Annotated in this window: 23 protein-coding genes; 5 read left to right on the top strand and 18 right to left on the bottom strand. The window is 44.5% G+C overall.

Going from position 1 to position 26,711, the window contains the following annotated elements; all coding sequences use genetic code 11:
• Positions 1-4: 4 nt before the first annotated feature.
• Together VF412_RS09925 and VF412_RS09920 are read right to left on the bottom strand one after the other, a co-directional pair.
• Complete coding sequence (locus VF412_RS09925) at positions 5-1,162, bottom strand: complex I subunit 1 family protein (RefSeq protein WP_331339082.1); 1,158 nt, start codon at positions 1,160-1,162, stop codon at positions 5-7.
• Positions 1,163-1,165: 3 nt separating this feature from the next.
• The gene (locus VF412_RS09920; protein ID WP_331339081.1) at positions 1,166-1,534 is read right to left on the bottom strand and encodes an NADH-quinone oxidoreductase subunit A; all 369 of its coding nucleotides are present in this window, start codon (positions 1,532-1,534) and stop codon (positions 1,166-1,168) included.
• Between the two features lie 120 nt (positions 1,535-1,654).
• Between VF412_RS09920 and mfd the strand changes: the two genes are divergently transcribed.
• Positions 1,655-5,176, top strand: coding sequence for a transcription-repair coupling factor (gene mfd, locus VF412_RS09915; RefSeq protein ID WP_331339080.1), 3,522 nt, complete (start codon positions 1,655-1,657; stop codon positions 5,174-5,176).
• 25 nt (positions 5,177-5,201) lie between these two features.
• On the opposite strand, the gene VF412_RS09910 is transcribed toward mfd, so the two are convergent.
• A complete protein-coding gene (locus tag VF412_RS09910) occupies positions 5,202-5,930 on the bottom strand; it encodes a hypothetical protein (RefSeq protein WP_331339079.1) in 729 nt (242 codons plus the stop codon).
• An 87-nt stretch (positions 5,931-6,017) separates the two neighbouring features.
• Here VF412_RS09910 and VF412_RS09905 point away from each other — a divergent pair, with 87 nt between their 5' ends.
• Together VF412_RS09905 and VF412_RS09900 are read left to right on the top strand one after the other, a co-directional pair.
• Complete coding sequence (locus VF412_RS09905; RefSeq protein WP_331339078.1) at positions 6,018-7,652, top strand: glycoside hydrolase family 3 protein; 1,635 nt, start codon at positions 6,018-6,020, stop codon at positions 7,650-7,652.
• A 3-nt stretch (positions 7,653-7,655) separates the two neighbouring features.
• Entirely contained in the window at positions 7,656-9,506 is a 1,851-nt protein-coding gene (locus VF412_RS09900; protein WP_331339077.1) for a protein O-mannosyl-transferase family, read from the top strand.
• Positions 9,507-9,512: 6 nt separating this feature from the next.
• On the opposite strand, the gene VF412_RS09895 is transcribed toward VF412_RS09900, so the two are convergent.
• The 3 genes from VF412_RS09895 to VF412_RS09885 are packed head-to-tail and all read right to left on the bottom strand — an operon-like array spanning position 9,513 to position 14,640.
• Positions 9,513-11,105 (bottom strand): GIY-YIG nuclease family protein, encoded by a 1,593-nt coding sequence (locus tag VF412_RS09895; protein WP_331339076.1) that lies wholly within the window; start codon positions 11,103-11,105, stop codon positions 9,513-9,515.
• A complete protein-coding gene (locus VF412_RS09890; protein ID WP_331339075.1) occupies positions 11,102-13,555 on the bottom strand; it encodes an ATP-dependent DNA helicase in 2,454 nt (817 codons plus the stop codon). The genes VF412_RS09895 and VF412_RS09890 overlap by 4 nt, the downstream gene beginning before the upstream one ends.
• Before the next feature lie 2 nt (positions 13,556-13,557).
• Positions 13,558-14,640: a PA0069 family radical SAM protein gene (locus tag VF412_RS09885; protein WP_331339074.1), complete on the bottom strand. Its 1,083-nt coding sequence runs from the start codon at positions 14,638-14,640 to the stop codon at positions 13,558-13,560.
• 168 nt (positions 14,641-14,808) lie between these two features.
• On the opposite strand from VF412_RS09885, the gene VF412_RS09880 reads away from it, so the two are divergent.
• Positions 14,809-15,261, top strand: a complete 453-nt coding sequence (locus VF412_RS09880; protein ID WP_331339073.1) for an AgmX/PglI C-terminal domain-containing protein — start codon at positions 14,809-14,811, stop codon at positions 15,259-15,261.
• Between the two features lie 10 nt (positions 15,262-15,271).
• Here the strand turns inward: VF412_RS09880 and atpC are convergent, their stop codons facing one another.
• The 10 genes from atpC to VF412_RS09830 all read right to left on the bottom strand — a co-directional run bounded on the left by atpC (position 15,272) and on the right by VF412_RS09830 (position 23,468).
• Entirely contained in the window at positions 15,272-15,688 is a 417-nt protein-coding gene (gene atpC, locus VF412_RS09875) for an ATP synthase F1 subunit epsilon (protein ID WP_331339072.1), read from the bottom strand.
• 78 nt (positions 15,689-15,766) lie between these two features.
• Positions 15,767-17,173, bottom strand: a complete 1,407-nt coding sequence (gene atpD, locus VF412_RS09870) for a F0F1 ATP synthase subunit beta (RefSeq protein WP_331339071.1) — start codon at positions 17,171-17,173, stop codon at positions 15,767-15,769.
• 11 nt (positions 17,174-17,184) lie between these two features.
• The gene (gene atpG / locus VF412_RS09865) at positions 17,185-18,069 is read right to left on the bottom strand and encodes an ATP synthase F1 subunit gamma (protein WP_331339070.1); all 885 of its coding nucleotides are present in this window, start codon (positions 18,067-18,069) and stop codon (positions 17,185-17,187) included.
• A 12-nt stretch (positions 18,070-18,081) separates the two neighbouring features.
• Complete coding sequence (gene atpA / locus VF412_RS09860) at positions 18,082-19,605, bottom strand: F0F1 ATP synthase subunit alpha (RefSeq protein WP_331339069.1); 1,524 nt, start codon at positions 19,603-19,605, stop codon at positions 18,082-18,084.
• 2 nt (positions 19,606-19,607) lie between these two features.
• Positions 19,608-20,156, bottom strand: coding sequence for an ATP synthase F1 subunit delta (atpH, locus tag VF412_RS09855; RefSeq protein ID WP_331339068.1), 549 nt, complete (start codon positions 20,154-20,156; stop codon positions 19,608-19,610).
• Positions 20,153-20,719: an ATP synthase F0 subunit B gene (locus tag VF412_RS09850; protein ID WP_331339067.1), complete on the bottom strand. Its 567-nt coding sequence runs from the start codon at positions 20,717-20,719 to the stop codon at positions 20,153-20,155. Before VF412_RS09850 ends, atpH begins: the two co-directional genes overlap by 4 nt.
• Before the next feature lie 12 nt (positions 20,720-20,731).
• Positions 20,732-21,166 (bottom strand): ATP synthase F0 subunit B, encoded by a 435-nt coding sequence (locus tag VF412_RS09845; protein ID WP_331339066.1) that lies wholly within the window; start codon positions 21,164-21,166, stop codon positions 20,732-20,734.
• 115 nt (positions 21,167-21,281) lie between these two features.
• Complete coding sequence (locus VF412_RS09840) at positions 21,282-21,647, bottom strand: polymer-forming cytoskeletal protein (protein WP_331339065.1); 366 nt, start codon at positions 21,645-21,647, stop codon at positions 21,282-21,284.
• Entirely contained in the window at positions 21,638-22,642 is a 1,005-nt protein-coding gene (locus VF412_RS09835) for a ParB/RepB/Spo0J family partition protein (RefSeq protein WP_331339064.1), read from the bottom strand. The genes VF412_RS09840 and VF412_RS09835 overlap by 10 nt, the downstream gene beginning before the upstream one ends.
• Positions 22,635-23,468, bottom strand: a complete 834-nt coding sequence (locus VF412_RS09830; protein WP_331339063.1) for an AAA family ATPase — start codon at positions 23,466-23,468, stop codon at positions 22,635-22,637. The genes VF412_RS09835 and VF412_RS09830 overlap by 8 nt, the downstream gene beginning before the upstream one ends.
• Before the next feature lie 127 nt (positions 23,469-23,595).
• Here VF412_RS09830 and VF412_RS09825 point away from each other — a divergent pair, with 127 nt between their 5' ends.
• A complete protein-coding gene (locus VF412_RS09825; RefSeq protein ID WP_331339062.1) occupies positions 23,596-24,120 on the top strand; it encodes a hypothetical protein in 525 nt (174 codons plus the stop codon).
• Positions 24,121-24,160: 40 nt separating this feature from the next.
• Here the strand turns inward: VF412_RS09825 and rsmG are convergent, their stop codons facing one another.
• Positions 24,161-24,826, bottom strand: a complete 666-nt coding sequence (rsmG, locus tag VF412_RS09820) for a 16S rRNA (guanine(527)-N(7))-methyltransferase RsmG (protein WP_331339061.1) — start codon at positions 24,824-24,826, stop codon at positions 24,161-24,163.
• On the bottom strand, positions 24,813-26,708 hold the full coding sequence (gene mnmG / locus VF412_RS09815; RefSeq protein ID WP_331339060.1) for a tRNA uridine-5-carboxymethylaminomethyl(34) synthesis enzyme MnmG: 1,896 nt from the start codon (positions 26,706-26,708) through the stop codon (positions 24,813-24,815). The genes rsmG and mnmG overlap by 14 nt, the downstream gene beginning before the upstream one ends.
• Between the last annotated feature and the right edge of the window lie 3 nt (positions 26,709-26,711).

Genomic DNA, 26,711 nt, shown 5'->3' with positions numbered 1-26,711 from the left:
CTCCTTACAATGACGCCAAATAAATCACGAACGCTGTTAGGATCGTGTTGAACAACGCCCATGGGAGCATTGTTTTCCAGCCCAAATCCATCAATTGGTCATAACGGAAACGAGGAAGAGTCCAACGTACCCAGATGAACAACCACAAGAAGCCAAAGAACTTAATGTTAAATACGATGAAGTGGATCAACGCTACTAGAACGCTTGCCCAATTTGCATTCGCAGTGACTGAAGAAGCCCATTGGTGAACTTGATCAACAGTCACCCAAGGAATTCCGTAGCCGCCGAAGAAGAAGATCGCCATCAAACCAGATGCAACCATCATGTGACCGTACTCGCCGATGAAGAACATGTTGAATTTGAAACCACCGTACTCAGTATGGAAGCCGGCAACTAGTTCCGCTTCGCCCTCTGCCAAGTCGAACGGCAAACGGTTTGATTCCGCGAAAGTAGAAGTGAAGAACAATAGTGCTCCAAGAGGTTGATAGAAGATACCCCAGTTTGGAAGCCAGCTCGCTGCGATCGTGTAACCCATGAATTGGAAGTGCAAAGAACCTTGTTGAGCTGCTGTCATCTCGCTCAAGTTGAAAGTTCCGTAAAGCATGATCACACCGACGATTGAAAGGCCCAAAGCCAATTCGTAAGAAATCGTTTGTGCAGAAGCACGAAGAGCACCCATGAGTGAATATTTATTTCCTGATCCCCAACCCGCCATCAACAATGTGTAGGCAGCTAGAGAAGAAACACCCAAGATGAATACGATACCAATACCGATATCATAACCTTGAACTAGGAAAGTGTAGGGACCCCAAGTTTGACCGAACAACTCGAACGTTCCAACTGTGAACGGAGTCGACATCGGAACCGCCATGAAAGCAATCGCACCAGGGATTAATGCGAATACTGGAGCTGCAAAATACAACAACGGTTTTGCTGTATCAGGAACGAAAGATTCTTTCGTCAAGAATTTCACCGCATCGGCCAACAACTGCATTAAACCCAAAGGTCCAACACGGTTCGGTCCAAGACGGTTTTGAATGAAAGCCGAACCACGACGCTCAACCCACACTAGGATTGGCACGAGTTGTACGATCATCAAAAAGATCAAAACGAGCTTAATCCCGTTTACTAAAATTTCGAATGCATCTTTACCCATGTTCATTGATTAATCCCATTCCAATGCTTTTGATTTTACTTCCCAGAACAAGCCGAAGATGAATACGGCCAAGAAGAAGATCATAGATCCAAAAACCACAGCACCTTGACCGGAAGCAATAAACTCGCGGAAAGAAGTGGCCCATGGATACATGAAAATGATCTCAATATCGAAGAGGATGAAAAGGATCGCAGTTAGGTAGAACTTAACTGAAACTTTCGTATCCTTTTTATCAAGAGAGGGAAGACCGCACTCGTACGGTTCATACTTGATCGGATGATAGTGAACTTTTCCGCCGGTTTTGATCGATAACCAAACAAGAAAGCTTCCAAAAAGCGCAATAAAAATGACGATGAAAATGACTCCACCGAGTGGCACGTAACCCTCCAAAGTTGTCGTTATTATTTGGATTTCAATTAGTTATATATGTGTCGTCTGTGAAAACCAAGAAATTAGAATAGAAACGAGGCGATAAGCATGGCAAGATAAGCCCACAAAATGAAAGCAGAAATGACTCATACAAGGCTCGAGTCGATTCTCGAAAGAGCCTTGGAAACATCACGCGGAAAAATTCAAGTCACGGGAGCGTCTTCACCGCTCGCGCTCGCTTACTTTTTGTCTCAAACTTACTCTAAAAAAATCAACAGCTTGCCGCATCTAGTTGTTGTTGGTAGTCACGCAGAGGCCCTCGAACTCAAGCAGTTGATTGAGTTCTTTGACCCACTTCGTCACGGCGTCATTCTGCCCGCTTTTGATGTTACGGCTTACTCAGGTCTTTATCCGAACACTCAAAGTGTCGCCGACAGAATCAATTTTCTAAGCAAAGCTCAAAGCGCCAAAGCCGGAGAAATCTTCATATCTTCTTCTGACGCGTTGATGCAAAAAACATTTCCTCCAAAAATTCTGAAAGAGTTTTCTCGCACTTTGAAATCCGGCGACGAACTTCCAGATGATATCGCCGAATATTTGAACTCTTTGGGGTATGTCCCGGCGCCGATGGTTGAAGACAAGGGGCAATACGCCTTGCGCGGCGGTATCGTTGATATTTTCCCTCCGACAGAACCGATGCCAGTGCGTTTGGATTTATTCGGCGATCAAGTTGAAACTCTTCGCCATTTCGACGTTTCTGATCAGCGCAGTGCGGATGAGATTCAGTCTTTTATGCTAACTCCTGCCCGTGAGGTTCTATTCCGTGATGAAGTTCACGAAAAACTTTTGCAGCGAGTGCGTGCTAGCATTGATGACCGCCCTGTTGAAAAAGCAGAAGCCGACGAAATGCTTCGTTCGCTTGTTTTGAAGAACTCTTTTCCTGGAATTGAATTCCTTCTTCCTTATTTCTACGGAGACCTTGCTTCGCCACTAGATCACTTTGCGGGACCCGTGAATGTTTTCTTCTTAGATCCAGTTGAAATCTCAAGATGTGCTGATGATTTATGGGCAGAGCTGAAAGCCGATTTTGTTTCAGGCGAACATCATGTGATTCGTCCGCAATTGGATGAACTATACACTTCATTTGATAAACTTTCGTTCCCGGAAAAATCTCGCACGCTTTATTTTTCATCTTTAGAATACTTCGATGAGGAAAACTCGGAAGACGCTCGTGTCGAGTATCGTACGGCTTTAACTCAAGATTTTACGAACTTAAGTTTGGCAAACACCGTTGGCAGCGAGGCCTGGCTTCAGGCGGCCACAAACAAACTTCACAAATGGCGCGAAGATGGTTATCGCATTTTTGTAGGGACAAAAAATCAATCTCACATTGATCGTCTTTCCGTTATTTTCGAAAAGTTAGATCTGAAAGCCCGTCGCTGTGAAGCCGACGAATACAAATGGGATTCATGGCTTCAAGAGCAAGACGCCAACAGGCACTTGATCCACATCATTCCTCGATATCTAGCGGACAGTCTTCGTTTAGATGAAGAGCAAGTGATCTTCTTACGCGATGAAGATTTTTACGGCAAAAAGCAACGCTCAAGCAGCTCTTCGGGCGCACAAGACTTCCAAAAGCAGGCCAAGCGTTTAGCTTTCGGCGATTTGAAACCGGGCGACCTTGTTGTTCATGTGAAGCACGGTATTGGCGTTTATGAAGGCCTTAAGATCATGAACATCGGCGGAGTCGAATCCGAGTTCATACAAGTCGGTTACAAAGATAAAGACAAATTGTATCTGCCTGTTTATCGCGTCGGTCAGTTACAGAAATTCTCGGGCTCCGGCGCCACTTCAGTTTTAGATAAATTAGGCGGAACTGCGTGGGAAAAAACCAAAGCGAAAGTTAAATCTCACGTTCGTGATATCGCGGCCGATCTTTTGACTTTGTATGCAAAGCGCGCAGAGATGCATCGTCCCCCGTTTGTTTTTAAGGAAGAGGAAATCACTCTGTTTGAAAATGGTTTCCCGTATGAAGAAACCGACGATCAAATTCGCGCGATCACCGATATCGAAAAAGATCTTCGTTCTACCAAACCTATGGACCGCCTTGTATGCGGCGATGTTGGTTTCGGTAAAACGGAGGTGGCTATGCGCGCGGCTTTCTTTGCGATTCAAGCAAGAAAGCAAGTGGCTGTCCTCGCACCAACAACTGTCTTAACTTTCCAGCACTTTGAAACATTTAAAAAGCGTTTTGAGGGATGGCCTGTTGATATTAGAGTGTTGAATCGCTTTGTGACTCCGGCAGAAACTAAGAAAACCATTCAAGATCTAAAGGACGGCAAAGTCGATTTGGTTGTGGGAACTCACAAGCTGTTGGGTTCAAGCATTGGCTATAAAGATTTGGGTCTTTTAATTATCGATGAAGAACAGAAATTCGGCGTCACTCACAAAGAGAAAATCAAAAAAATTCGCACAAGCGTCGACACTTTAACTTTATCAGCGACTCCGATTCCAAGGACGTTGAATATGGCCTTGGTGGGTATTCGCGATTTAAGTTTGATTAACACGGCACCAGTCGACCGCTTACCAACACGTACTTTTGTGACGAAGTTTGATCCTGAAACAATTCGCAAGGCAATTACCGCGGAAATTTCTCGTGGTGGTCAGGTTTACTTTATTCACAACCGCATCGAATCTATTTACGGCTTAGTGGATGAAATTCGTCAGATTGTTCCTGAAGCACGCATTCGCGTGGCTCACGGACAAATGGAAGAACACGAGCTTGAAAAAGCGATGCTTGCTTTCTTCCATCATGAAATCGATGTTCTAGTTTGTACTGCAATCGTCGAGTCAGGCATGGATGTGCCTCGCGCAAACACAATGTTCATCGATTCTGCTCACATGTTTGGTTTGTCGCAACTTTATCAATTGCGTGGCCGCGTAGGTCGATCGAAAACTCGTGCTTATTGTTATTTGATGATGCCGCGTGATCGCAAACTTGATAAAGAACAGCAAGAGCGTTTGAAGATTATTCAAGAAAACACGGCTCTTGGAAGTGGCATTAAGATCGCTCAATACGATCTTGAATTGCGTGGCTCGGGAAATATTTTAGGCGAAGAACAATCAGGTCACATCAACACCGTTGGTTACGAGCTTTACATGGATCTTTTAAACGAAGCTCTGGCCGAAGCAAAGGGCGAGGCCGTTGAAGACATGGAGCTTGATCCTGAAATCAATTTGAAGATCCCGGCCCTGATTCCAGACAACTATATCAAAGACATCCGTATTCGTCTTGGCTATTACAAGGCCTTGGCGGATATCACTTCAAACGAAGATTTGGATCGTATCGAAGAGGAATTGCGCGATCAATTCGGACCAATCCCGGAACAAACTGTGAACTTGATGGGCTTGATGTTGATTCGTCGTCAATGCAAGGAACTGGGCGTACGAGATATCAGTGCCGGCGTAAAATCAGTTTCATTGATCTTTACAGAGAAGACAAAATTGAAACCCGAAGCGGTGATTCAACTGGCTGTACGAGAGTCAAAAAAATATTCTGTGACTCCGGACAATCGCTTGAATATTAAGCTTGGTACAATCTCTTGGTCCGCAGTTCACGAGGAATTAAATCACCTGCTAACTCTCATCTAAACTTTTGCGATTTCTACGAGCGTTTTTAGAATTCGAATTTAAGTCCTGCTCCCCATAAGAAGTCCGTCGATGAATCAAATGCACTGCTGACCGTCGTGTACTGAGTACCATACACATTTAGATAGGTGTTTTCGATACCCCAATTGAACGTGGATTCTTTACTATTCCCATCCTCAAGCCAATTTAACTGAATCAAAAGACCTATTGTATAGTTGTATCCTATACCGACGGTCTTGTTGACAGATGCAGTCCCAGCATTATCCCTAAACATTAGCTGCCAGGCATTTACTCCGACGTAAGGGGCTACATAAGGCTCTGGCCATATAGTATCAATCACATATTTCAAGCCAAGACCATATTTAGTGATATCTAACGAGTGACTGGAGGCCCCACTTTGGCTACCGCCACCGGCATCGAGACCGATTGCGATTCCGCCGCCAGAGAAATTGTATTTCCAATCAAGACTGGCGTGAATAAAGGGAATAGAGCTGCTGCCGAAAATGGAATTCCACGACATACTGTCGTTAGCAGAAACAAAGTTTTTGAAGATCATGTTTTCGTAATCGATACCAAAATACCAAGTGTGACCCGCGCGACGCTCACGATATGGCGCTAATGTATTCTGCGGAATATCAACTTCAACCAATCCGTTTTGGCCATTGTCGCCCTGGCCTTCTGTCGCAGCAAAAGTTGGGTCTGCAAATAGCAGCATGAATATCGAAAAAAACACGATAAGACTTTGGTGCAATTTCATGACGTAACTCAAATCTCGTCTACTCCCACATCTCTCGAGTGGTACTCTAGTCCTATGTGGAAGTATATCAGGGAAATTTCTCGGATTTTGAGCATTACTGCGCTGGTTTGTATTTTTCCCGCCCTTGTTCCAGCTCAAGCCAAAACCCTTGATCAGATCATTGATGCAAAGATTGCTCAAATGACTCTTGATGAAAAGGTCGGTCAGCTTTTTATCATCGGCTTCCCGCAAACCAAAATGGATGTCGAACTCAATCAATTCATTTCCCAATACAAGCCTGGATCTTTGCTGCTCTTTAAAAGAAATGTTTTATCCGTTGAACAAATTCGGAAATTGAATTCAGAACTTTATCAGGCGGTCTATAAATCAACAAAGCTTCCGCCTCTTATTGCCATAGATCAAGAGGGCGGTGCTGTTTCAAGATTGCCTATCGATCCTGCTCCGCCGAATGCGTTGGCTATTGGCCAAACTCAGTCACCACTTCTTGCCGAAGAGATGGGGTATCAAACAGGCCTCTTCCTTCGCGAAGTGGGTTTTAATATGAATCTTGCGCCAGTACTAGATGTAGCAGACCCCTTTTCGGCAAGTTTTATCGGCGTACGTTCTTTCGGTGCCGATCCTGAAATGGTAAAAGAAATCGGCGTCGCATATTCAAAAGGCTTGATGAGATCCCGCGTGATTCCTACGGCAAAGCATTTTCCAGGCACTGGAAACTTGAAAGCAGATCCACACGCAATGATCGTCAAAAACTCTGCAAGCATTTCAGATTTAAAAAAGAAGGATCTTGTTCCCTTTGAAGGATATTCTTCTTTGGGTTCAAACATAGCCCTGATGTTATCGCATTCGATTTATCCGTCACTAGATCCTTCAAAAGAGCCCGCAAGTTTTTCCTCAAAGATATCCACAGAGCTTTTGCGCAAAGACTTAAAATATAAGGGCTTAGTGGTCACCGATGATTTGCAAATGAAGGGTTCTCGTCAACTTCTTCGTCCCGAACTTGCAGCTTTGAAAGCTATTAAAGCCGGTGCTGACGTCGTGATGTTAACGTGGTCTTTCGCAGATCAGGAAAAGGCCATTCGCACAGTTCGTGACGCCATCAAGAAGGGCGATATTTCTCAAGAAGAATTGAACGGCAAGCTTCATCGTATTCTTATGGCGAAAGCCTTTGCTAATGTTTACAGAAAAGATCCCTCGCTGCCCTCTTTTATTGCCGCCGGAACATTAAGCTCGAAAGAATATGCGAGTCTTGAAGAAAAAGTTCTTTCTCAAAATATCCAAAGCAATCTTATTCCTAAAAATCTTCCAGCTAAAGCTAACAAATCCCGCGCACCCGCTGCGGTCGGTCGCGTGTGCGCCTTATCGCCACACAAGGATTTTATTAAAAGTTTTACGTCTTCAACATCTTTAAAGGTTTCCACCTTTCATATTGCCGGAGATTCTGACTCTACCGAGGTTATGCAGTGGACAGAGGGTGCGCACTGCCCTCTTCTAGTTCTTGCGATCACTGGGGGAAAGACAGCGAAGCTTCTGCGCTCGCTGCCTTCTGATATCAAAAAGAAAACCATTGTGGTCAATCTGGGTTCACCGGGATTGGTTCCGAGGGAACGTCCTTATAAAAAAGTCATTCAGCTTTATTTCAACCACAAAGATTCCGGCAAAAAAGTGGCTGAACATCTCAATGAAATCCTGGGATTAAGTTCTTCCAGTGTCGCCATAAAATAATTTATGAAAATATTAAAAAACACTGCACTCTGGGCTTACGGCATTTTTATTACCTTGGGAATTTTGTTTTTTGTAACAGCTCCGCGAACAGTACAAACGGGCGACAGCGGAGAGTTTGCACTTGTGGCTTTAAAAGGACTTGTTCCACATCCATCCGGTTATCCTCTTTGGGTTTGGTTGAACCGCGCTTGGCTTCAGATTTTCAGAATTGATAACGTTTACTTCTCTCTTTCACTTTTTTCGATCATTGTCAGCCTTGTTGTATTGGCTGCTGTTTATAGGCTGTTTAAGAATAAACTATTGGGTTTATTCGTTGTGATCTCCATCGCGCTGGGCATGTACTTCTGGCGCTACACGATTACTCCGGAAGTTTTCTCGCTGCATCTTTTGATCTGTTCACTTATGATGTTGTTTGCCTTCAAAGAAGAAGACACAGTCGTCAAATCTTCATCTGTTTTTGCGGTTCCCTTTCTTTTTTTCCTAGGGGCTGCGAACCATCTGACAATTATTTTCATGTTGCCGTTGCTACTGTGGTTTTTCTGGAAGCATCGCGCACGCCCTGCATTCTATCTCGGCGCCATCTTAGGTTTGATTGTCTGCGCGGGTCTTTATGCTTCCCTTCTTTTGCTTGACACGAAGAATCTGTACTCTTGGGGTGATTTGCAAGGTATCGAAGATGTCTTCAGTCATTTCATGCGATCTGATTATGGCACCACTCGTCTAATGAAGACGGACAAGGATGTCGGCGTTCTGCCTATCTACGCTTATTTTTTTAGGCAACTTTTAAAAAGCAGCTGGCCTTTGTTCGTCATTCTCGCTGCCGTGATTTGGCGAAAGCAGCGTCGCTTTCAAGTAAAGACAATTTATTGGCCTGTTTTTGCCTGCTTTTTTCTATATTTATTTTTCTTTATGGGAACAGGGCAAGGGGCTCCTACAGGATTCTATTCTGAAATACTTCAGCGTTTTTTCTTAATGCCCATTTTTCTTCTCGCCGTCTTTATCGGCAAATGGTGCGATACCAACGTTCATCCAAAGCAATACGAGCGCTACTTACGCGCATTGGTATTGTTGCTTCTGGCTTGCCTTATAGAGATCAATTTTTCCACCGCAAATTTATCAAGAAATGCAGTTATTGAAGATTTCGCAGTGAATGTTTTGAATACCGTTCATGGCAAGAAGCCCCTTCTTTTCATGCATGGTGACACCGAGCTTGCAGCGACCCGCTTCGTTCAACAATTCCATCGCATCAATCCTGATGTTCCTGTCGTCGCCGAAACTCTGATGAGTTATTCTTGGCTCAACGGGCGTATGAAAAAGATCTATCCTGACTTTAAAGTTGATGCCGAGGGAATTCATAGGAAAAATTCCTTTGCACCCATCCAGGACATTGTTGGGCCGAATGCAGATAACTTCGATATCTATTCCACTTGGGATTTTTATCGTCCAACAATCGCACACATTACTTATTTTCCCTCTGCACGTTTGGTAAAAAACGGTATGGGCGCTGATTTTCAAAAAGATGGATATATTCCAAAATTCAGAACAGATATTCGCTCTGTGCCCGCCTCAGACCGTGAGTTCAATCCCTATCGGTCGATATATGCAAATTATGGTTTTTATTTCCTAGAGGCCGCCGCTGCACAATTTCAAAACAAGAATGCAGAAGTCAGTCTTAGCATGTTAGAAAAAGCATACGATATGATTCCATACTGTGTTCCCGCTCTAGAGGCTATCTGCCAGGTAAAGAGATCGCAAAAGTTGAGCGACCCTCGATGCGCCGCTTTGCCCGATAAGATTAAAGACACATATTCTTATTTCCCAAGCAGAGATGGTTTTTATTATTCCACCAAATAGGTCACCCTAGAGCACCTGGATTTTCACAGAGCCTTTGTGGTTTTGAATCTTCGTAAGCTCCATGAGCAGGACACTCATGCGATCGTATGTATCGATATCTAGGCCATTCCACAATTGGATCTTTTTAACCCGCTCGGAATTTTCGTCGTTCGAGATAAGGCCTTTGCGCACTTTGAGTTTATAATTTTTTTCAGAATCGCCTTCGATAATTTTAAAATCGATGTCCGAATTCAACATGCGCGTCAGCTCCTTTGCTCGCATATAAGAGCGACCTGCGCGCATTATATGACGTTCGAACTTATCAGCGATATCTTCGGCCGTTAGAGCTTCCATTTCTTCGGTTTCGTTTTCGACACAGGTTTCATTCGACTCTGAAGATTCAGTCGCTTCAGTGGGACCTTCATCAGAAGCGATTTCATTTTCAAGGACATAGTTGCGATTCCACCAAATACCTAAAGCTAGTGAATTGCGAACTGATTTAAACGTATCTTCTGCAAAGTTATTTCTAAAGCAAAACAGCTCATAGCCTTCCTTCACCAATGCCGCGTCAATCGGTTCAAAGAAAATATTGTCATGAAATTGTCCTGCGATCAGACATTGGCTTAAGTTACGAATGGAATCGAAAACCATGGCACTCGAGAAGGGTCCCACACAGAACTCATCATTCTGTTCAAAGCTTAGGTCCGTCATCTCACGATTAAAGAAAACGATCCCACGATGACCTGTCTTTAGGCTGATATTGTAGCGCGGATCAAGACGTTTGATTTCGTCTGTCTCTAGTAAGGCGGCTTCAAGAGGGCTTCCAACCACCGTCACGTGTAAATCGTATACTTGCGTGAGCATTTCAAGCTTGCGCGGATCACGATTTTTTTGACCACGGAAATAGCTATTCACACGATCCTTTAAAGAAGTGGCTTTCCCTACGTAAAGGATTTCATTCCACTTGCTAACCATGCGGTAAACGCCTGGTTCATCAGGAAGACTTAAACGTTTTTCTTTCGACAAAGGATACTCATACTTCGTACGGGCCACCTTCGGAGTCGCCTGCATCCAAGCAAGTAATTGATCGTATGTTTTAATTCCTTGGTTCGCCAGCGCTTCTATCAAGCCTTTCCATATCGTCCGTGTTGCCTCGACTTGCATCGCCGATCTTTTTAAATCTTGAGAGGGAAATCCGAAATATCCAGCAAGTCCCTTAATTCCGCGGGACGGCAAGTTCGGTAAAAGTCTTTTTGCGATCTCATGAGTGCATAAGATATTCAGATCATTTTCTTTTTGCAGCTGTTGAAAGGCATCTGCCAAAAACGGCTTTTCAAATTGCGCAAAATGAATCACGCATGGAAGACTCTTAAACCTTTCTTCAATGCGCGTAAATGCCACCTCTAAGGGAATAGCCGCTTCCATGTCCTCTTGAAAAATACCCGTGATCATCTGAATGCGATAAGGAATTTTCTTTTCGTCAGGAAGTTGGATGAGGAAGTTTTCGATTTCACCTTCTTGACCCGCCCAAGCCATTTCAAGAATGTGCGCTCCACTTTCAGGTTTTGTACCCGTGGTTTGAAGATCTAGAAAGAAAAGGGGCATGCTTTTTAAATTCATTTAACCTCTGCCTCACTTTCCTCGGTAAGAGTTTCAATATCTTTCGACTCGGACTTTTTGTTGATGGAAGTCCAAAAGTCAGAAATATCAGACAAAATTTTCTGTGACACAAGTTCTTGCGGCGATTCCTCGAACCATCCCTGAGGCATTGTCTCAGAATATGTGTTTTCCAAAAAACGGGAGTCCATCAAGACAATCACTCCCTTGTCGTTTTCCGAGCGAATCACTCGACCTGCCGACTGGATTGTCTTTGCCATCGCAGGATACACATAGGTGTAGTTGAAGGCCGTGTCCTTGTCGTGTCTCTTTTCATGGTATTGACGAATCTGCTCTCGCTCGAAATCAAATGTTGGCAACGCAGGGCCAATGACGAATGCGCCAATCAACATATCCCCAGGGAAATCCACACCTTCGGAAAACACTCCGCCTTGAACCGCCAGCAACAACGTCGGGTGATCGCTGTTTTTCATCTGAGATAAAATATATTCAACGCTCGAGGCTTTCATCTCACGATTCTGCACAAGGCGTTGATAATGGGTGTCCTTTAGATGCTTTTCTACATCCTTCATGAAGTCGAAACTAGGGAATAGCGCTATATAGTTCCCTGTTTTCAAACTCATAATTTTCTCGATCGCCTCTGCAATTCTAGGCGAACTGGAAGAACGATCCCGATACTTCGTTGAAATTTGTGGAATCAATAGAATCTTGCGGTGCTCGTGAGGAAACGGCGACACGAATTCGAGACATTTCGTCTCTTCCTCTGTAAATCCCAATTGTTTAACGGCGTAGCTGAATGGTTTCAACGTTGCAGAGAAAGCCACAACATTTTTAAATGATTTATAGACTTCATTCAAGTGTGCCGAAGCATCACAACATGTAACCTTGATAATTTCATTTTCTTCGCCGAATAATTTCTGGCGTTGATAGGTTTGAAAAAATTCATCGCCGCGAAGTTCAAGAGCTTGAGTAAAATCACTCCACGTATTCGCCAATCGCAAGATGCCATCTTGCTGCTGAATCTCTGCATCCGAGTCCAAATACTCGGATAGAAAATCGCGAATACGCTTATCTAGATCCATCACAGGCTCAAAATCAATAACGATGTTGCGGGGCTCGCCACGATACTCTTCAATGACCTCTTGAGCTTCTTTACATAAAGCCAGCGCGCGCTTTGAAAATTTCTTGTCGACATTTTTAAGCGAACTTTCCATCTGACGAAGCTCGCGCGTAGACAGCGACGGAGAAAAATAGTCCTGAGCTCGCGAAGGAAGATTGTGGGCTTCATCAATGACAAGATTTGCCCTTTCAGAAGGCTCTAGCAACGGTTCGGACAGACGACCCAGCAGGCTTCTTAATGAGAAAACATAATTGTAATCGGCAATCACAACATCGGCGCGCTCGATCGCCTCTACGGAAAGCTCAAAGGGACAGACTTGAAACTCTTCACCCAGCTGTCGAAGTTTCTTCTTACTTAAAGAACGTAGCTTGGAAACTTTATTGATCAAATCGTTTTCCGCCACTTTCTTATAGTAATCTTTGGCGTATTCGCAATATTGCGGATTACACAAGGGTTCGGCCTTAAAGCACATTTTGCTTTTTGCGGTGATCGTAAGCGGACGAATATTCGCGCCCAACTCCTGCATACGATCCACAGCCTCTTCTGCAACTTGGTGTTGAGAGTTCTTGGGCGTCACATAGATCACCTTCTGACCACGCGCCATTGAATCTTTCAAAGAGGGATAAAGAACCCCAACGGTCTTACCCAAACCCGTCGGAGCTTGAATGACTAAGGATTTTTCTTCATCAAATCCCTGCTCGATACTTTCGATCAGCTCGGTCTGCCCAGGGCGCGGCGAAGAAAATGGAAACTTTAAATCTTCGGAAATCTCTAAGCGTTTCTTAAATAGTTTTTCGCGAATCTTAGTTTCTTCCACCAGCTCTGCCAGGCGAAGCGCCAGCCACGATTCATACTCTTCAATATCTAGTTCGAAAAAGATTTCGCTCTGCTTAAAATTACGCGATGACACAAGCAGCATTTTTAAATCGGGCACTTCGCCCGTTTGCTTATAGTGAATGTAACCGTATGTTTTCAACTGCCAAACATAGGGATGGTTCTCACCAACGGTGAGCTTTCGTTCTAAAGACTCGATATCAAAGGCCGACTTGATTTCTTCGATCACGCAGTCGTAGCCTTCAGTGACTCCATCAGCGCGACCAGAAATCACGAACAAGTAGCTTTCGCGCTGAAACTCCAACGACATCTTCTTTTCCGCTGTATAGTTTGGAACTTCGCGAATTCTTTTCCTTTGAATGGCTTGGTGAATCTCCTGCCCGAGTTGTGGAGTTTGTCCATACCCTGAGTGAAGCTCGATGCTTCCCACGCGAGGACACGGTACCGCAAACTGGCGAATGTCGATTTGAATTTTCCGAACAGAAGATTTCTTCGCCATAATTAATCAATATCAAAACTAAGTTGGTTTGTTGGCCTCTTGAAAGAATCTGCGCTAACGCGGAAGTCTTTCAAGTTCAGACCATACTTGCGAGTATAAATATCAAAAACTTGCTTCAGTTGCTCAGCCCGCGGCCCTTCGCCACGCATGCGACTGCCAAAGTTTGCATCATTCATCTTGCCACCACGAATGTCTTTCACCGCATTGATGACTTTATCTCTTCTAAGTGGGCGATGAACTTCAAGCCACTCTTCAAACAGCGGAGCCACAGACAAAGGTAGTCGCATCACTGTGTAGCCAGCAGATGTTGCACCCGCCTCGCTAGCCGCCTTCAAAATCGCAGGCATTTCGTGATCTGTTAATCCCAAAATTGTCGGCGCCACATTCACACCGACAGGAATTCCAGCCTTCGTCAATTCTTCGATGGCTTTCAATCTCGCAGCGGGCCTCGAAGTGCGCGGCTCCAGGACTTCGATCAAATCGTTATCTAAACTTGTGATCGAGATCATCACTCCGATGCCTTGGTAGGCCGCCATCTCTTGCAAAACATCGATGTCTCGAGTGACTAATGCATTTTTCGTGATGATGTATCCAGGGTTTTTAAATTTCGCTAGGACTTGCAGGCATCCGCGAGTCAGCTGCATTCGCCGCTCAAGCGGCTGATAACAATCCGTCACACCACTCATGACAATCACTTCGGGCTGCCATGATTTTTTCATCAAGGCTTCTTCCAAAAGTTGTGGCGCATCGTACTTCACCATAATCTTGGATTCAAAATCGAGACCCGCCGACATTCCTAAATACTCGTGTGTAGGACGGGCATAACAATAAATGCAGCCATGCTCACAGCCGCGATAGGGATTCACTGAATAAGTAAATCCAATATCCGGCGAATCATTCTTAGTCAGCACCGTGCGGGAACTGTCCTTAATGATTTGCGTTTGCAGACGAGGTTTCCCGTCTTCATCTATCAGGTAGTTATCGAAATCCTGCGGCTCGGCTTCGTACTGGAGGGAATCAAATCGATTTGGAATATTACTACTAGCGCCTCGGCCCCGGATGTCTTTACGAAATTCACGGGTCATACACCCGCGAGTATCGCACAATCCCCCAAGGTACGCCGTACCTTTTTGATTTGCGGTGCAGAATGTGAGGCCACACAACTATCGATGAATCCGGGACTTTCCTCTTAATAAAATTCGCCTGAAATTACATCACTTGCGAAGTCCACAGCCTCTTGTTTTAATTTTCCTATGACTAGTGGTTGGAAATTTCCATTGTTCTCTATTGTATCGATCTTTCTTGCAGCCTGCGCCCATACGCCAGAGCAGCCTCCGGCTCGCGTCACAAATTACCGTGAGGACATTCGCCAAACCGTTCGTGATAATTTGAAAGAGTTTGCCCATTGCTATAATACGCATTTAGATGATTTAAAAAAGACAGGCACAACTGATGGCAAAATTGTGCTTCATTGGTTCACAGATACGTCAGGCAAGGTGATCGTGGCTGACGTCAAGTCTGACAACATTAAAAACGAATCGCTTAATGATTGCCTTTTGGAGGCGTTAAAACAGATTCAATTTCCGAAAGACCCGAGCCACGAAAACACTGTGACCGAGATAACCTATCCATTCACCTTCCAAAAAGAAGATCCGAAAAAACAAAAGGCCCAGGGAACACCTGAGCCTTCGATTGAAACAAAATAGAACTTTGAAATTACTTTTTAGGCGCGCCTTCAGCAATTTCAAGTTTCGCGCGAGCACGAGCCCAATCACGTTGGATATCCGCGAACTCAGTTTCAGAGATCACATCGTTCATCACGTGTTTCTCTGACTGAGTAAGGAAGTCTTTCGTAGCTTGAACATCGATCTCTTCTGGAAGTTCCGCGATATTCGCAAGAACATTCACGCCCGCAGGACTTACTTGGCAGTAACCCCAGCTGATAACAGCTTGGTTCTGTCTTTCTTGTCCTTTAAGTCTCCATTTCATAACACCAGTACCTAGTGTAGTGATTAGAGGAGCGTGACCAGGCAAAATGTTAAGTTCGCCTTTGAAGCCAGGAACAGTCACTTCTTCAACCTCTTGGTCAACAAGAAGACGACGCTCTGGAGTCACGATAGTAAGTTTAAACATAAATCACCTTTTCATCGCTCTAGCGAAAGTGGCCGAAGCCACTCTTACGCTGCTAAATCCAAAGTTAATCTTGGCAGATTAACCCTGAAGTTTTTTAGCTTTTTCGATAACGTCTTCGATAGTACCAACAAGGTAGAACGCTTGTTCAGGAAGAGCATCGTGTTTACCGTCAAGGATCTCACGGAAACCTTTAACAGTGTCTTTGATATCAACGTATTTACCAGAAAGACCAGTGAACTGCTCAGCAACGAAGAACGGCTGAGACAAGAAGCGTTGGATCTTACGAGAACGAGATACAACCAATTTATCCGCTTCAGACAATTCGTCCATACCCAAGATAGCGATGATATCTTGAAGTTCACGGTAACGTTGCAACAATGCTTGAACGTCACGAGCGCATTTGTAGTGCTCTTCACCGATAACAGTTGGATCCAAAAGACGTGAAGTAGACGTCAATGGGTGAACCGCTGGGAAGATGGCCATAGCTGCGATATCACGGTCAAGATTTGTAGTCGCATCCAAGTGAGTAAATGTAGTAGCTGGAGCTGGATCCGTATAGTCATCGGCTGGTACGTATACCGCTTGAACTGACGTGATCGAACCTTTTTTAGTTGATGTGATACGCTCTTGAAGAGCACCCATCTCAGTCGCCAATGTTGGTTGGTAACCTACCGCTGAAGGGATACGACCCAACAACGCAGAAACTTCGGCACCCGCTTGAGTAAAGCGGAAGATGTTATCAACGAAGAAAAGAACGTCTTGGTTTTCAACGTCACGGAAGTATTCAGCAACTGTCAAACCAGTCAAAGCAACACGAGCACGCGCGCCTGGTGGTTCATTCATTTGACCGAAAACTAGAGAAGTCTTAGCCAATACGCCAGATTGTTTCATCTCTTGCCACAAGTCATTACCTTCACGAGTACGTTCACCAACGCCTGCGAACACAGAGAAGCCACCGTGCTCAGTAGCGATGTTACGGATAAGTTCTTGGATAAGAACTGTTTTACCTACACCGGCACCACCGAACAAACCGATTTTACCACCCTTAGCGTATGGAGCTAGCAAGTCTACGACTTTGATACCAGTCATCAACATTGCAGCAGCAGTTGCTTGGTCTTCGAACTTAGGAGCAGTTCTGTGAATGCCCCAGTGTTCTTTCGCGTTTACTGGACCTTGCTCGTCGATTGGTTCACCAACTACGTTGATGATACGACCCAAAGATTCACGGCCTACTGGCGCTGTGATTTGAGTGCCCAATGCTTTAACTTTTTCACCACGAACCAAACCTTCAGACTGGTCCATCGCAATAGTTCTAACAACGCCGTCACCCAAGTGCTGAGCAACTTCAAGAACTAGGTTGAATTCAGAGTCAGAGATAAATTTATTTGTTACACGAAGAGCAGAGTTGATTGCTGGCAAATCGCCACCTTCGAACTCTACGTCCACTACGGGACCCAATACTTGTTTTACTTTACCGAATGCCATTATTCAGCTCCCTATTTAAGCGCTTCTGCGCCCGATACGATTTCAGTCAATTCTGTAGTAATTTTTTCTTGTCTCAATTTGTTGTATGTAAGAGTGAGCTTGTTGATCATCTCTTTCGCGTTGTTTGTCGCGTTTTCCATCGCACTCATACGAGCGCCATGTTCACCCGCTACGGACTCGGACATACATCTGTAAACTTGAAGATCGAAGTGCTTATCAAGAAGTTCCTTAATGATAACTTCAGGAGCCGGTTCGAAAATCATGTCGACAGCAAAATCAGTAGCACTCTCGTTTTCCGTGTTGAACGTTGTCTGGCCCATATCGATAGGCAAGATTGTCTCAGCCACTACCACTTGAGAGATTGCTGATTTGAATTCATTGTGAATGATACGAACTTCGTCATAATGACCCTCTAGGTAGTCATTCATCACGCGATTCGCAACTTTCGCAGCTAATTCGTAAGAGATGTCTTTATCAAGCTTTGTGATGTAATCCACTGGCTTGATGCCTCTTCTTGCGAAGTAGTCATGGCCACGACGGCCGATGAACAAGAAATCGATCTTTTCGAGCTTGTCTACGTTCTCTTTGTAATAAGCTTCGGTAAATTTGTTGATATTGCTGTTGAAGGCGCCGCAAAGCCCGCGATCAGAAGTAATAACCACAAGCAAAACATTCTTTACTTGGTCTTTCTTCTCCATCAACGGATGCGACACTTTGTTTGTAACAGCGATATCCGCAATCACCTTACGCAAAGTCAGAGCATAAGGACGCATATTAACGATGTTATTCTGCGCCTTTCTCAACTTCGCAGCAGACACGAGCTTCATAGCTTTCGTGATCTGCTGGGTGTTTTTAGTGGACTCAATTCGAGCCCGGATATCCTTCAAGCTTGCCATTTAAGCACCAAATTACTTGTTAGAAGGTTGGAAGATAGCTTTGAACTCTTCAAGAGCCGCCAACAACGCTTTTTTAGTATCGTCGCCGATCGCTTTCTTCTCAGAGATAGTTTTCAAAATATCAGAGTGCTTGTTTTTCAAGAACTCGATCATCTCAACTTCGTATCTCTTAGCGTCTGTTTCAGGATAGTTATCGATGAATGCATTTGAAGCAGCGAAGATCATTACGATTTGCTCTTCAACTTTTACCGGTTGGTATTGTGGTTGTTTCAAAACTTCCACAAGACGACGACCACGAGACAACTGTTGTTGAGTCGCTTTATCCAAGTCAGAAGCGAAAGCCGCAAATGCTTCCATCGCACGGAACTGAGCAAGTTCAAGTTTCATAGAACCTGCAACTTGTTTCATCGCTTTAATCTGAGCCGCACCACCTACGCGTGATACTGATTTACCTACAGAGATCGCTGGACGGATACCTTTGTAGAACAAGTCTGATTCAAGGAAAATCTGACCGTCAGTGATAGAGATAACGTTTGTAGGGATGTAAGCAGAGATATCACCCGCTTGAGTCTCGATGATTGGCAATGCAGTCAATGAACCGCCGCCTTTATCCGCAGACAACTTAGAAGCACGCTCAAGAAGACGGCTGTGGCAATAGAAGACGTCGCCTGGATATGCTTCACGTCCTGGAGGACGACGAAGAAGAAGAGACAATTGACGGTAAGCTTGAGCTTGTTTCGTCAAGTCATCGTAAACGATCAAAGCATGTCTGCCAGTATCGCGGAAGTATTCAGCCATTGCTGTACCAGAGTATGCAGCAAGGTATTGAAGTGGAGCTGGATCAGATGCATTCGCTGCGATGATAGTCGTGTACTCAAGAGCACCCGCCGCACGCAATTTTTCTACAACTAGAGCAACAGTCGATTGTTTTTGACCGATAGCTACGTAGAAGCACTGAACGTTTTGACCTTTTTGGTTGATGATAGTGTCAACCGCGATAGTCGTTTTACCAGTTTGACGGTCACCGATGATCAACTCACGTTGACCACGACCGATTGGTACTAGAGCGTCGATAGCTTTGATACCTGTTTGAAGTGGTTCTTCAACTGGGTGACGGTAAACGATACCAGGAGCCTTAGTTTCAACGATACGAGAGTGAGGAGTATTTATTGGGCCGCGACCATCAATTGGGTTGCCAAGAGCGTCTACAACACGACCAAGAAGCGCTTCACCTACTGGTACTGATACGATTTTTTTTGTTCTTTTAACAGTGTCGCCTTCTTTGATTTGACGATCTTCACCGAATAGAACGGTACCAACGTGACCTTCTTCAAGGTTCAAAACCATTCCGTATACTTCACCTGGGAACTCTACAAGTTCACCGGCCATTGCGTTTTCAAGACCGTAGATACGGGCAACGCCGTCCCCGATAGAAAGAACGCTACCTGTTTCACTTACTTCAATCTGCTTATTGTACTGATTGATTTGCTCTTTGAGAACGCGACTGATCTCGTCGGCACGGATTTGTGTTTCCATTTTTAGTTGGCTCTCCTGTTTAATTCTTCATTTAATTTAGTCAAATGCGTTTCGATGCTGTCATCGAATGTCCAGCCACCCACTTGGGCGACAACGCCGCCAAGAAGTTTAGGATCTTGTTGGTAAGTAAGAACGATTTTCTTGTTCAAAGCTTTTGAAACCTTTTGTTCTAATTCCTTCTGTGCATCAGCCGCCAAAGGCTGTGCAGAACGAACTGTTCCACGAGTCACGCCTTCTTCAACGTCCAAGTATGACTGGAACGCAAGAGCGATCTCAGGAAGAAATTGAATTCTGTTTTTTTCCGCAAGCAACACAAGCGTGTTGAATACTTCTTCAGAAAGACCCTTGCCTTGAAAAGCAGATTTCACAGCGCTTACTTTTTGAGTAGAGCTGATCATTGGGTTTTCAAAGTAAGCAGAAATAGTGCTGTCCTTTTGGAAAGCCTCTGAAACGCCTTGCAATTCAGCGAATGCTTTCGCGTGAATGCCCTTCTGTTTTACAACGGAAAGAAGCGCTTTCGCATATCTTCTAGATACTTCATTTACTTTCATCGGTTTGTTACCTCGATGTGATTGATGAACTCTTTTTGGAGCTTCTGTTGATCAGAAGAACCGATGTCTTTAGTCAATACGATACGAGCTGCTTCAACAGAGTCGTTCAGCAATTGAGAACGAAGGTCTCTTTGTGCGCGTTGTACCTCAAGCTTCGCAGTCAACTCTGCCTCTTCTTTGATACGCTTAGAAACTTGTGCCGCTTCTTCTGTGATTTGTTTTTTCAAATCTTCAGCGTGATCTTTCGCTTTTTTTAATTGCTCTTGGCGAGTGTTGTCCAGGTTGGCAATTTTGTTTTTGATATCTACGAATTCTTTTTCAGCTTGTTCGCGTGCGAAAGCAGATTTTTGAGCTGCTTCTAGGTAAGCTGTTTTTCTTCCTGCGAAGAATGCAACAATTCCGTCTTTAGTGAAGTAAATAAGACCACCAACCAAGATCACAACGTTGATCACTTGATAGATAACTGTCTTAGGAACTTCGACGTCGTGATGACCGCCACCATGCTCAGCTGCAAGAGCTAAAGCTGGCGCGAGTAGAATGAGAAGGTTTACGATAACTTTCATTTTTTGACTCTCTTATTTGCCTAACAATTTAGATGTGATCGCCAATGCTACAGCTTGAGTTTGTGATTTCAAATCACGAGCTGCCGTCTCGACTGCCGCAGAAATTTTCGCTCTGTTTTCAGAAACTAATTTCGTAGCTTCATCACGAGATTTAGAAACGGTTGTTTCATATTGCTTGTTAGCTTCTGCTTTAGAAGCGTCGATGATGGATTTCGTTTCTTGGTTAAGTTCACGAAGTTTGGTTTCGTACTGAGTTTGAAGCTCGATGGACTTTGCTTGGTATTCCAAAGCTAAGTCTTCGCCACCCTTAGTTTTTCTTTCTCTTTCTTCAAGAGCGTGGGCATAAGGTGTAAAGACAACCTTCGTTAAAAAGAGCAATGCAATCGCAAAAAAGATGAATTGGATCGCTGCAGTTGAATTGATGCCTAATTGTCCAAAAATGTCCATTTGATTGAAATCCCTACTGATTTTTTGAGCTTCGGAGTTAACATTTCGAACTTGAAAAGGTCAAGGTCAATTTCTACCTGACAATACAGACACTTAACAGATGGGATGATGCTGCCTAAGACTTAGGCATATAGGACGCGCCCTCAAAAACAACACCCTCGTCGATTCGTAAACTAGGTGATGTAACCGTGCCTTTAAAAACGGCTGGCGGGTGCATGATAACTCTGCGGCGTGCAAAGAGATTTCCCTCTACACGTCCACTTATAATGATAGTATCAGCTTCGATTTGGGCCGCGACCGCAGCCCCTTCGTTGACGATAATAGTATCTTTAGTAAAGATTTCCCCTTTGAAGTCTCCGCCAATTTGTACGGTGCCTTCGAAGCTGAGCTTTCCTTCGAAATGTGTACCCTGATCAAGGATCGCCGTCACATGACCAGAAAGTACGTCTTCTTGTAAAGCTTCGGGAGTTACTATTGCCATCCTTCTTTTAGCCTATCTACCAAGTTGGTTAATTCATCATCGGAATAGAAGTGAATGCTAATTTTACCTTTTGAATTGGAATAATCAATATTCACTTTCGTGCCCATGATTTTTTGAAGCTCTTCGCCAAGACCATCAATAAGTCTTTGCGTCACGTTAGAGTCGAAGCTCGCAGGAGCCTCCTCTTCAACGTTCCCCTTAACGATGGCTTGAACCATCTTTTCAAGTTTACGAACGGCAACTTTCTCTTTGATTACTTTTTTCGCAAGTTCAGTTTGTTTCTTTTGATCCGGGAGGGACAATAATACTTTTGCGTGACCTACAGAAAGCTCATTTTTAGAGATCATCTCTTTAACTTCTGCTGGCAACGACAACAAACGAACCGCATTCGCTACAGTCGCACGATCACGTCCAACTTTTTCAGCGACTTGCTGTTGAGATAATTTGAACTCTGTGATGAGGCGCGAGTAACCTTCTGCCTCTTCAATTGCATTCAAATCTTCACGTTGAATATTCTCAACAATGGCTAATTCGAGGGCTTCTTTGTCTGTGAAACTCTTAAGGATAACTGGAACTTCATGAAGACCCGCCAGTTGCGAAGCTCTCCAACGGCGTTCGCCGGCAACGATTTCGAGTTTTCCAGAAGTCGTCCTGCGCGCAACGATTGGCTGAAGAATTCCGTTCTCTTTAATCGACTGAGCAAGCTCCAGAAGCGGCTCTTTTTCAAAAGTACGACGTGGCTGATATTGGCCTGAAGAAAGTTTATCAATCGCAACTTTCCAAATCTTGCTCTCAGGGTCTACGGGAGGGGCGACGGGTTGAGGCGCAGATGTTGGTGCAGTTACAGGGGCTGACGCCGCTGTTGCCCCAGCCGGAGCAGTTGTAGATGCTGGGCGAGCTGGAATATCACTTGGAGCTGGGCCCCCAAGCAGAGATCCCAATCCACGACCCAGGCCTTTCTTTTTGTTTGAGGATTCGACAGCGAAATCAGACATTTACTTCCCCTTCGTATGCATTTTGTTCAGTCGCTTGAGGCGCTGGCGCAGAAGCTTTTACCTCAGAACGAGCGATAACTTCGCGAGCAAGTTCAAGATAGCGAATGGCACCAATAGATTTGCTGTCGTATTCAAGGATGGATTGACCATGGCTTGGTGCTTCGCTCAAACGAACATTTCTTGGAATGATGGCGTTGAAAACTTTCTCGCCAAAATGATTTTTAATTTCAGTCACAACCTGGTGGCTCAAGTTGTTGCGCATATCAAACATAGTCAAAACGATGCCTTCGATATGCAATTGAGGATTCAAATTCTTTTTGATTAATCCCGCCGTGTTCAATAGCTGACTAAGTCCTTCAAGCGCATAGTATTCACATTGAAGAGGCACAAGAAAGCTATCAGCCGCATTTAATGCATTCAAAGTGAGTAGGCCCAAAGATGGTGGGCAATCAATCAACACGAAATCATATTGATCAGCCACTGTTGCGATAGCTTGTTTTAAGCGATACTCACGCTGCGGCATATCAACAAGTTCAATCTCTGCACCGACAAGGTCAGGATTGGCGGTAGATATCTTCAAATTTGGATTCGAAGTATTTTGAGTAGCCTCTTGAATTGTTTTTTCGCCAATAAGGACGTGATATGAGTTAGCGTCTTGGCTATCATAACGTTTGATGCCTAGTCCACTAGATGCATTACCCTGTGGATCCATATCCACCAAGAGTACTCGCTTACCCAGAGTTGCCAGCGCAGATGAAAGGTTGACCGACGTCGTTGTCTTGCCTACTCCACCCTTTTGGTTCGCTATGCAGATAGTTTTTGCCATGATTCCTCCTTGATGTAGAAAAAATCCTCCTTTTCAGAAAAAGTGGCAAGAATAAAGACTAGTTTTTCGCACCTCATCTTAGGATTTTCTTCATTTTTGCCGATGTTCCACGTGGAACAACCACATTATGAGAATAATCGCAGCAATCATCATCATTTTCTCGCTCACAGCATGTAGTAAACCGGATCCAAACCCCGAGTTGAAAGATCCTATATATGCAGATCTTCAAGCGCAGCTCGGAGCCACAACTGCATCACTTGAAGCGGAGAAGAAAAAGCTCGAGGGATTTCAAAAAGATCTTGAAGGCGTGATCCCTCAATCCGGGCAAATCAAATATGCGCAAAAGCGCGTCTTTGAATCACAAGCGGCCGTCAATAAGTTCGAACAAGAGAAAGATTATCTCACACTAAAAATCGAACAACGCAAAAAGAGCGCTATCATTTCGTATCGTAGGGCATATGCTAAAAAAGAACCGTGGCCCGATCCAAAAGAATTCGAATCCTATCAAGCCGAGCAAAAACTTCGTAAAGCCAAGCGCGAGTGGGACGTTAAAGCCCGCATGAAAGATGCAGGAGTATCTTTCGCCGGTGGTGGCGCTGAAAAAGTGAAAGAGGGCGGCGAAAGCGGCGAGAAAGCCGAGAAAAAAGAGTAATAGGAATGTTCCACGTGGAACATTCCTACTTTTAATGAATTTATTGGATCTTTTCTGTGCGAACAACGGCGAACTTGACTGCGCCGACTGGGAGTTTGTACTCCCCCATAAGTGCCGGAGTCCAAATCGAACAAAGCTGACTTGGAATTTCTCCCACTTCAATTCCCCACTCTTCACTCTTCAAATGATAGAAATGACCGCCTTTAACCATACATTTGCGCGTCACCAGAATTGACTTCGAGATCGACGCGAATCCGCGGCACATGGCAAACTTCACAGAATTCTCTGGGAGGGATTCCACGTTTTTATTCTCGACCGTCACATTCTTAAGGTTCAAAGTCGCAGCGATATGTTTCAGGAACTCGCACTTGCGTTGATCTGTGTCGACAAGTACCACTTTCACGCTCGGGTAAAGAATCGCAAAAACGATCCCCGGGAACCCGTTACCGCTCCCAAAGTCATAGATCTGATCCATTTGCGGATCAGCGCCATGAATAATTTTAGATGCTAGGATTGAATCAGCAAAATGAAGCGCATCCGCCACAAACAATGTTTTTGCTGAAATCAGATTCACAGTGCGATTGAATTTAATAAGTTCATCGTGATAGGTCTTAAGTCGGGTCTTAACTTCCGGACTTAGATCTGGAAACCATTCATCTACACGCCAGTAGATTTGTGGTGCTTCCTGCTGGCTATTGTTCTCCATCCAGACTCATCTCCTTAATCTTTTTATGACCTTTTAGATGAATCATTATAGCCTGAATCGCGGATGGATTAACACCACTTATACGTTGAGCTTGACCTAAGGTGCGTGGCTTAACGCGTTGCAGCTTATCCTTCTCTTCATTCGATAGACCACGAATTTCCGAGTACGCAAGCCCCTCGGGAAGCACCAGCTCTTCCAGGCGCTTAGACTGTTGGATCAAATCCATCTGTCTCTTTACGTAACCCGAATATTTTACTTCGATCTCGACCGGTTCTGAGACGTTTGGATCTGGATCAACCTCGAAATTCAGCATCTCAAGATGAGAACAAGAAACCTCGGGGCGACGCAGCAACTCTTCGAAAGACAACGACTTTGTCATTTCAGGAGTCGGAATTTTCGCAAGTAATTCCTGAACATCTTTTGTCGGATAGATTTTCGTAGTCTTCAATTTATCGTGGAAAGCATGACGACGTTCGCGAAGACCCGCAAGAATGTCCAAAGACTCTTGAGAAACTAAACCAATACGCGCAGCGATCACACCTAATCTATCGATAGTATTATCTTCCCTAAGAACCAATCGATGTTCTGCACGAGAAGTGAACATGCGATATGGTTCACGCGTCCCCTTCGTCACAAGATCATCAACAAGCACACCCATATAGGCTTCATCGCGAGCTAAAATAAATTCTTCGCGACCTAAAATCGAGTGAGCCGCATTCACTCCAGCAATTAAGCCTTGAGCTGCAGCTTCTTCATAACCAGAAGTTCCGTTAATTTGACCAGCCAAGAATAGCTGACGAATCGTTCTTGTTTCCAAGCGGTGCCAAATTTGAGTTGGCTCAATATAATCGTACTCGACAGCATATCCGTAGCGGACAACTTTTACGTCTTCCAAACCGGGGATTGTACGAAGGAATTGATCTTGAGTTTCTTCAGGCAAACTTGTCGAAATACCCTGAAGGTAAATCAAATCGGTATTCAAACCTTCTGGTTCCAAGAAAGTTTGATGACTCGTGCGATCTGCAAAACGAGTCACTTTATCTTCAATCGAAGGACAATAACGGGGTCCTACTCCCTCGATAATCCCCGTGAACATAGGTGATTTATCCAAATTACCGCGAATAATATCGTGAGTAAGTTCCGTTGTACGAGTCAGATAGCAAAGAACTTGTGGAAGTTTTAATTTGCCAGAGGATTTGAAACTAAACGGATATACTTTCTCATCACCAGCTTGAGGAATCGTTTTCGACCAATCAATACTGTCTTTATGAAGACGTGCCGGAGTCCCCGTTTTCAAACGCTTCACTTCAAAACCGAATTGCGCCAATTGATCAGACAAACCGATCGAAGGTTGATCGCCTACGCGGCCACCCGCCTCTTGACGAAGACCGATATGCATCACGCCGTTCATAAAGGTACCCGTTGTGATGACCGTCGCTTTTGCGAAAATTTCTGAACCGTCTTGAAGAACAACGCCAACCGCGATGTCACCTTCCAAAATAAGACGTTTTACCTCGCCTTGAAGCACTTCAAGATTCGGTTGAGTGAATAACGCGTTTTTTTGGAAAGCGGCATACAAATGCTTATCGTTTTGAACACGAGTTCCGCGAACCGCAGGACCTTTCGAAGAGTTAAGACGTTTGTACTGAATAGTAGTTTCGTCAGCAGCGATACCCATTTGACCGCCAAGCACGTCGATTTCACGAACCATGTGACCTTTTGCCAAACCACCGATAGAAGGATTGCAACTCATGTAACCGATGCGATCTACGTTTGTAGTTACCATCAAAGTTTGCAAACCCAAACGCGCTGAAGCCAAGCATGCTTCAATACCTGCGTGGCCCGCACCAACTACGATCACATCAAATTTTTTGTTAGTCATAAA

Origin of the sequence: Bdellovibrio sp., assembly GCF_036384735.1 — a bacterium.
In the GTDB taxonomy this organism is placed as follows: Bacteria; Bdellovibrionota; Bdellovibrionia; order Bdellovibrionales; family Bdellovibrionaceae; genus Bdellovibrio.
Note: the sequence above shows the minus strand (reverse complement) of the source record. Positions and strands in the feature narration are given on the sequence as shown.

Excerpts from the sequence above, each read along its gene's own strand:
- atpG (WP_331339070.1), bottom strand. The coding sequence starts at position 18,069 with ATGGCAAGCTTGAAGGATATCCGGGCTCGAATTGAGTCCACTAAAAAC.
- atpA (WP_331339069.1), bottom strand. The coding sequence starts at position 19,605 with ATGGAAACACAAATCCGTGCCGACGAGATCAGTCGCGTTCTCAAAGAG.
- VF412_RS09840 (WP_331339065.1), bottom strand. The coding sequence starts at position 21,647 with ATGGCAATAGTAACTCCCGAAGCTTTACAAGAAGACGTACTTTCTGGT.
- VF412_RS09925 (WP_331339082.1), bottom strand. The coding sequence starts at position 1,162 with ATGAACATGGGTAAAGATGCATTCGAAATTTTAGTAAACGGGATTAAG.
- rsmG (WP_331339061.1), bottom strand. The coding sequence starts at position 24,826 with ATGGAGAACAATAGCCAGCAGGAAGCACCACAAATCTACTGGCGTGTA.
- VF412_RS09830 (WP_331339063.1), bottom strand. The coding sequence starts at position 23,468 with ATGGCAAAAACTATCTGCATAGCGAACCAAAAGGGTGGAGTAGGCAAG.
- VF412_RS09900 (WP_331339077.1), top strand. The coding sequence starts at position 7,656 with ATGAAAATATTAAAAAACACTGCACTCTGGGCTTACGGCATTTTTATT.
- mfd (WP_331339080.1), top strand. The coding sequence starts at position 1,655 with ATGAAAGCAGAAATGACTCATACAAGGCTCGAGTCGATTCTCGAAAGA.
- atpC (WP_331339072.1), bottom strand. The coding sequence starts at position 15,688 with ATGTTTAAACTTACTATCGTGACTCCAGAGCGTCGTCTTCTTGTTGAC.
- VF412_RS09850 (WP_331339067.1), bottom strand. The coding sequence starts at position 20,719 with ATGAAAGTTATCGTAAACCTTCTCATTCTACTCGCGCCAGCTTTAGCT.
- VF412_RS09845 (WP_331339066.1), bottom strand. The coding sequence starts at position 21,166 with ATGGACATTTTTGGACAATTAGGCATCAATTCAACTGCAGCGATCCAA.
- atpH (WP_331339068.1), bottom strand. The coding sequence starts at position 20,156 with ATGAAAGTAAATGAAGTATCTAGAAGATATGCGAAAGCGCTTCTTTCC.
- atpD (WP_331339071.1), bottom strand. The coding sequence starts at position 17,173 with ATGGCATTCGGTAAAGTAAAACAAGTATTGGGTCCCGTAGTGGACGTA.
- VF412_RS09825 (WP_331339062.1), top strand. The coding sequence starts at position 23,596 with ATGAGAATAATCGCAGCAATCATCATCATTTTCTCGCTCACAGCATGT.
- VF412_RS09835 (WP_331339064.1), bottom strand. The coding sequence starts at position 22,642 with ATGTCTGATTTCGCTGTCGAATCCTCAAACAAAAAGAAAGGCCTGGGT.
- VF412_RS09880 (WP_331339073.1), top strand. The coding sequence starts at position 14,809 with ATGACTAGTGGTTGGAAATTTCCATTGTTCTCTATTGTATCGATCTTT.
- VF412_RS09890 (WP_331339075.1), bottom strand. The coding sequence starts at position 13,555 with ATGGCGAAGAAATCTTCTGTTCGGAAAATTCAAATCGACATTCGCCAG.
- VF412_RS09895 (WP_331339076.1), bottom strand. The coding sequence starts at position 11,105 with ATGAATTTAAAAAGCATGCCCCTTTTCTTTCTAGATCTTCAAACCACG.
- VF412_RS09885 (WP_331339074.1), bottom strand. The coding sequence starts at position 14,640 with ATGACCCGTGAATTTCGTAAAGACATCCGGGGCCGAGGCGCTAGTAGT.
- mnmG (WP_331339060.1), bottom strand. The coding sequence starts at position 26,708 with ATGACTAACAAAAAATTTGATGTGATCGTAGTTGGTGCGGGCCACGCA.
- VF412_RS09910 (WP_331339079.1), bottom strand. The coding sequence starts at position 5,930 with ATGAAATTGCACCAAAGTCTTATCGTGTTTTTTTCGATATTCATGCTG.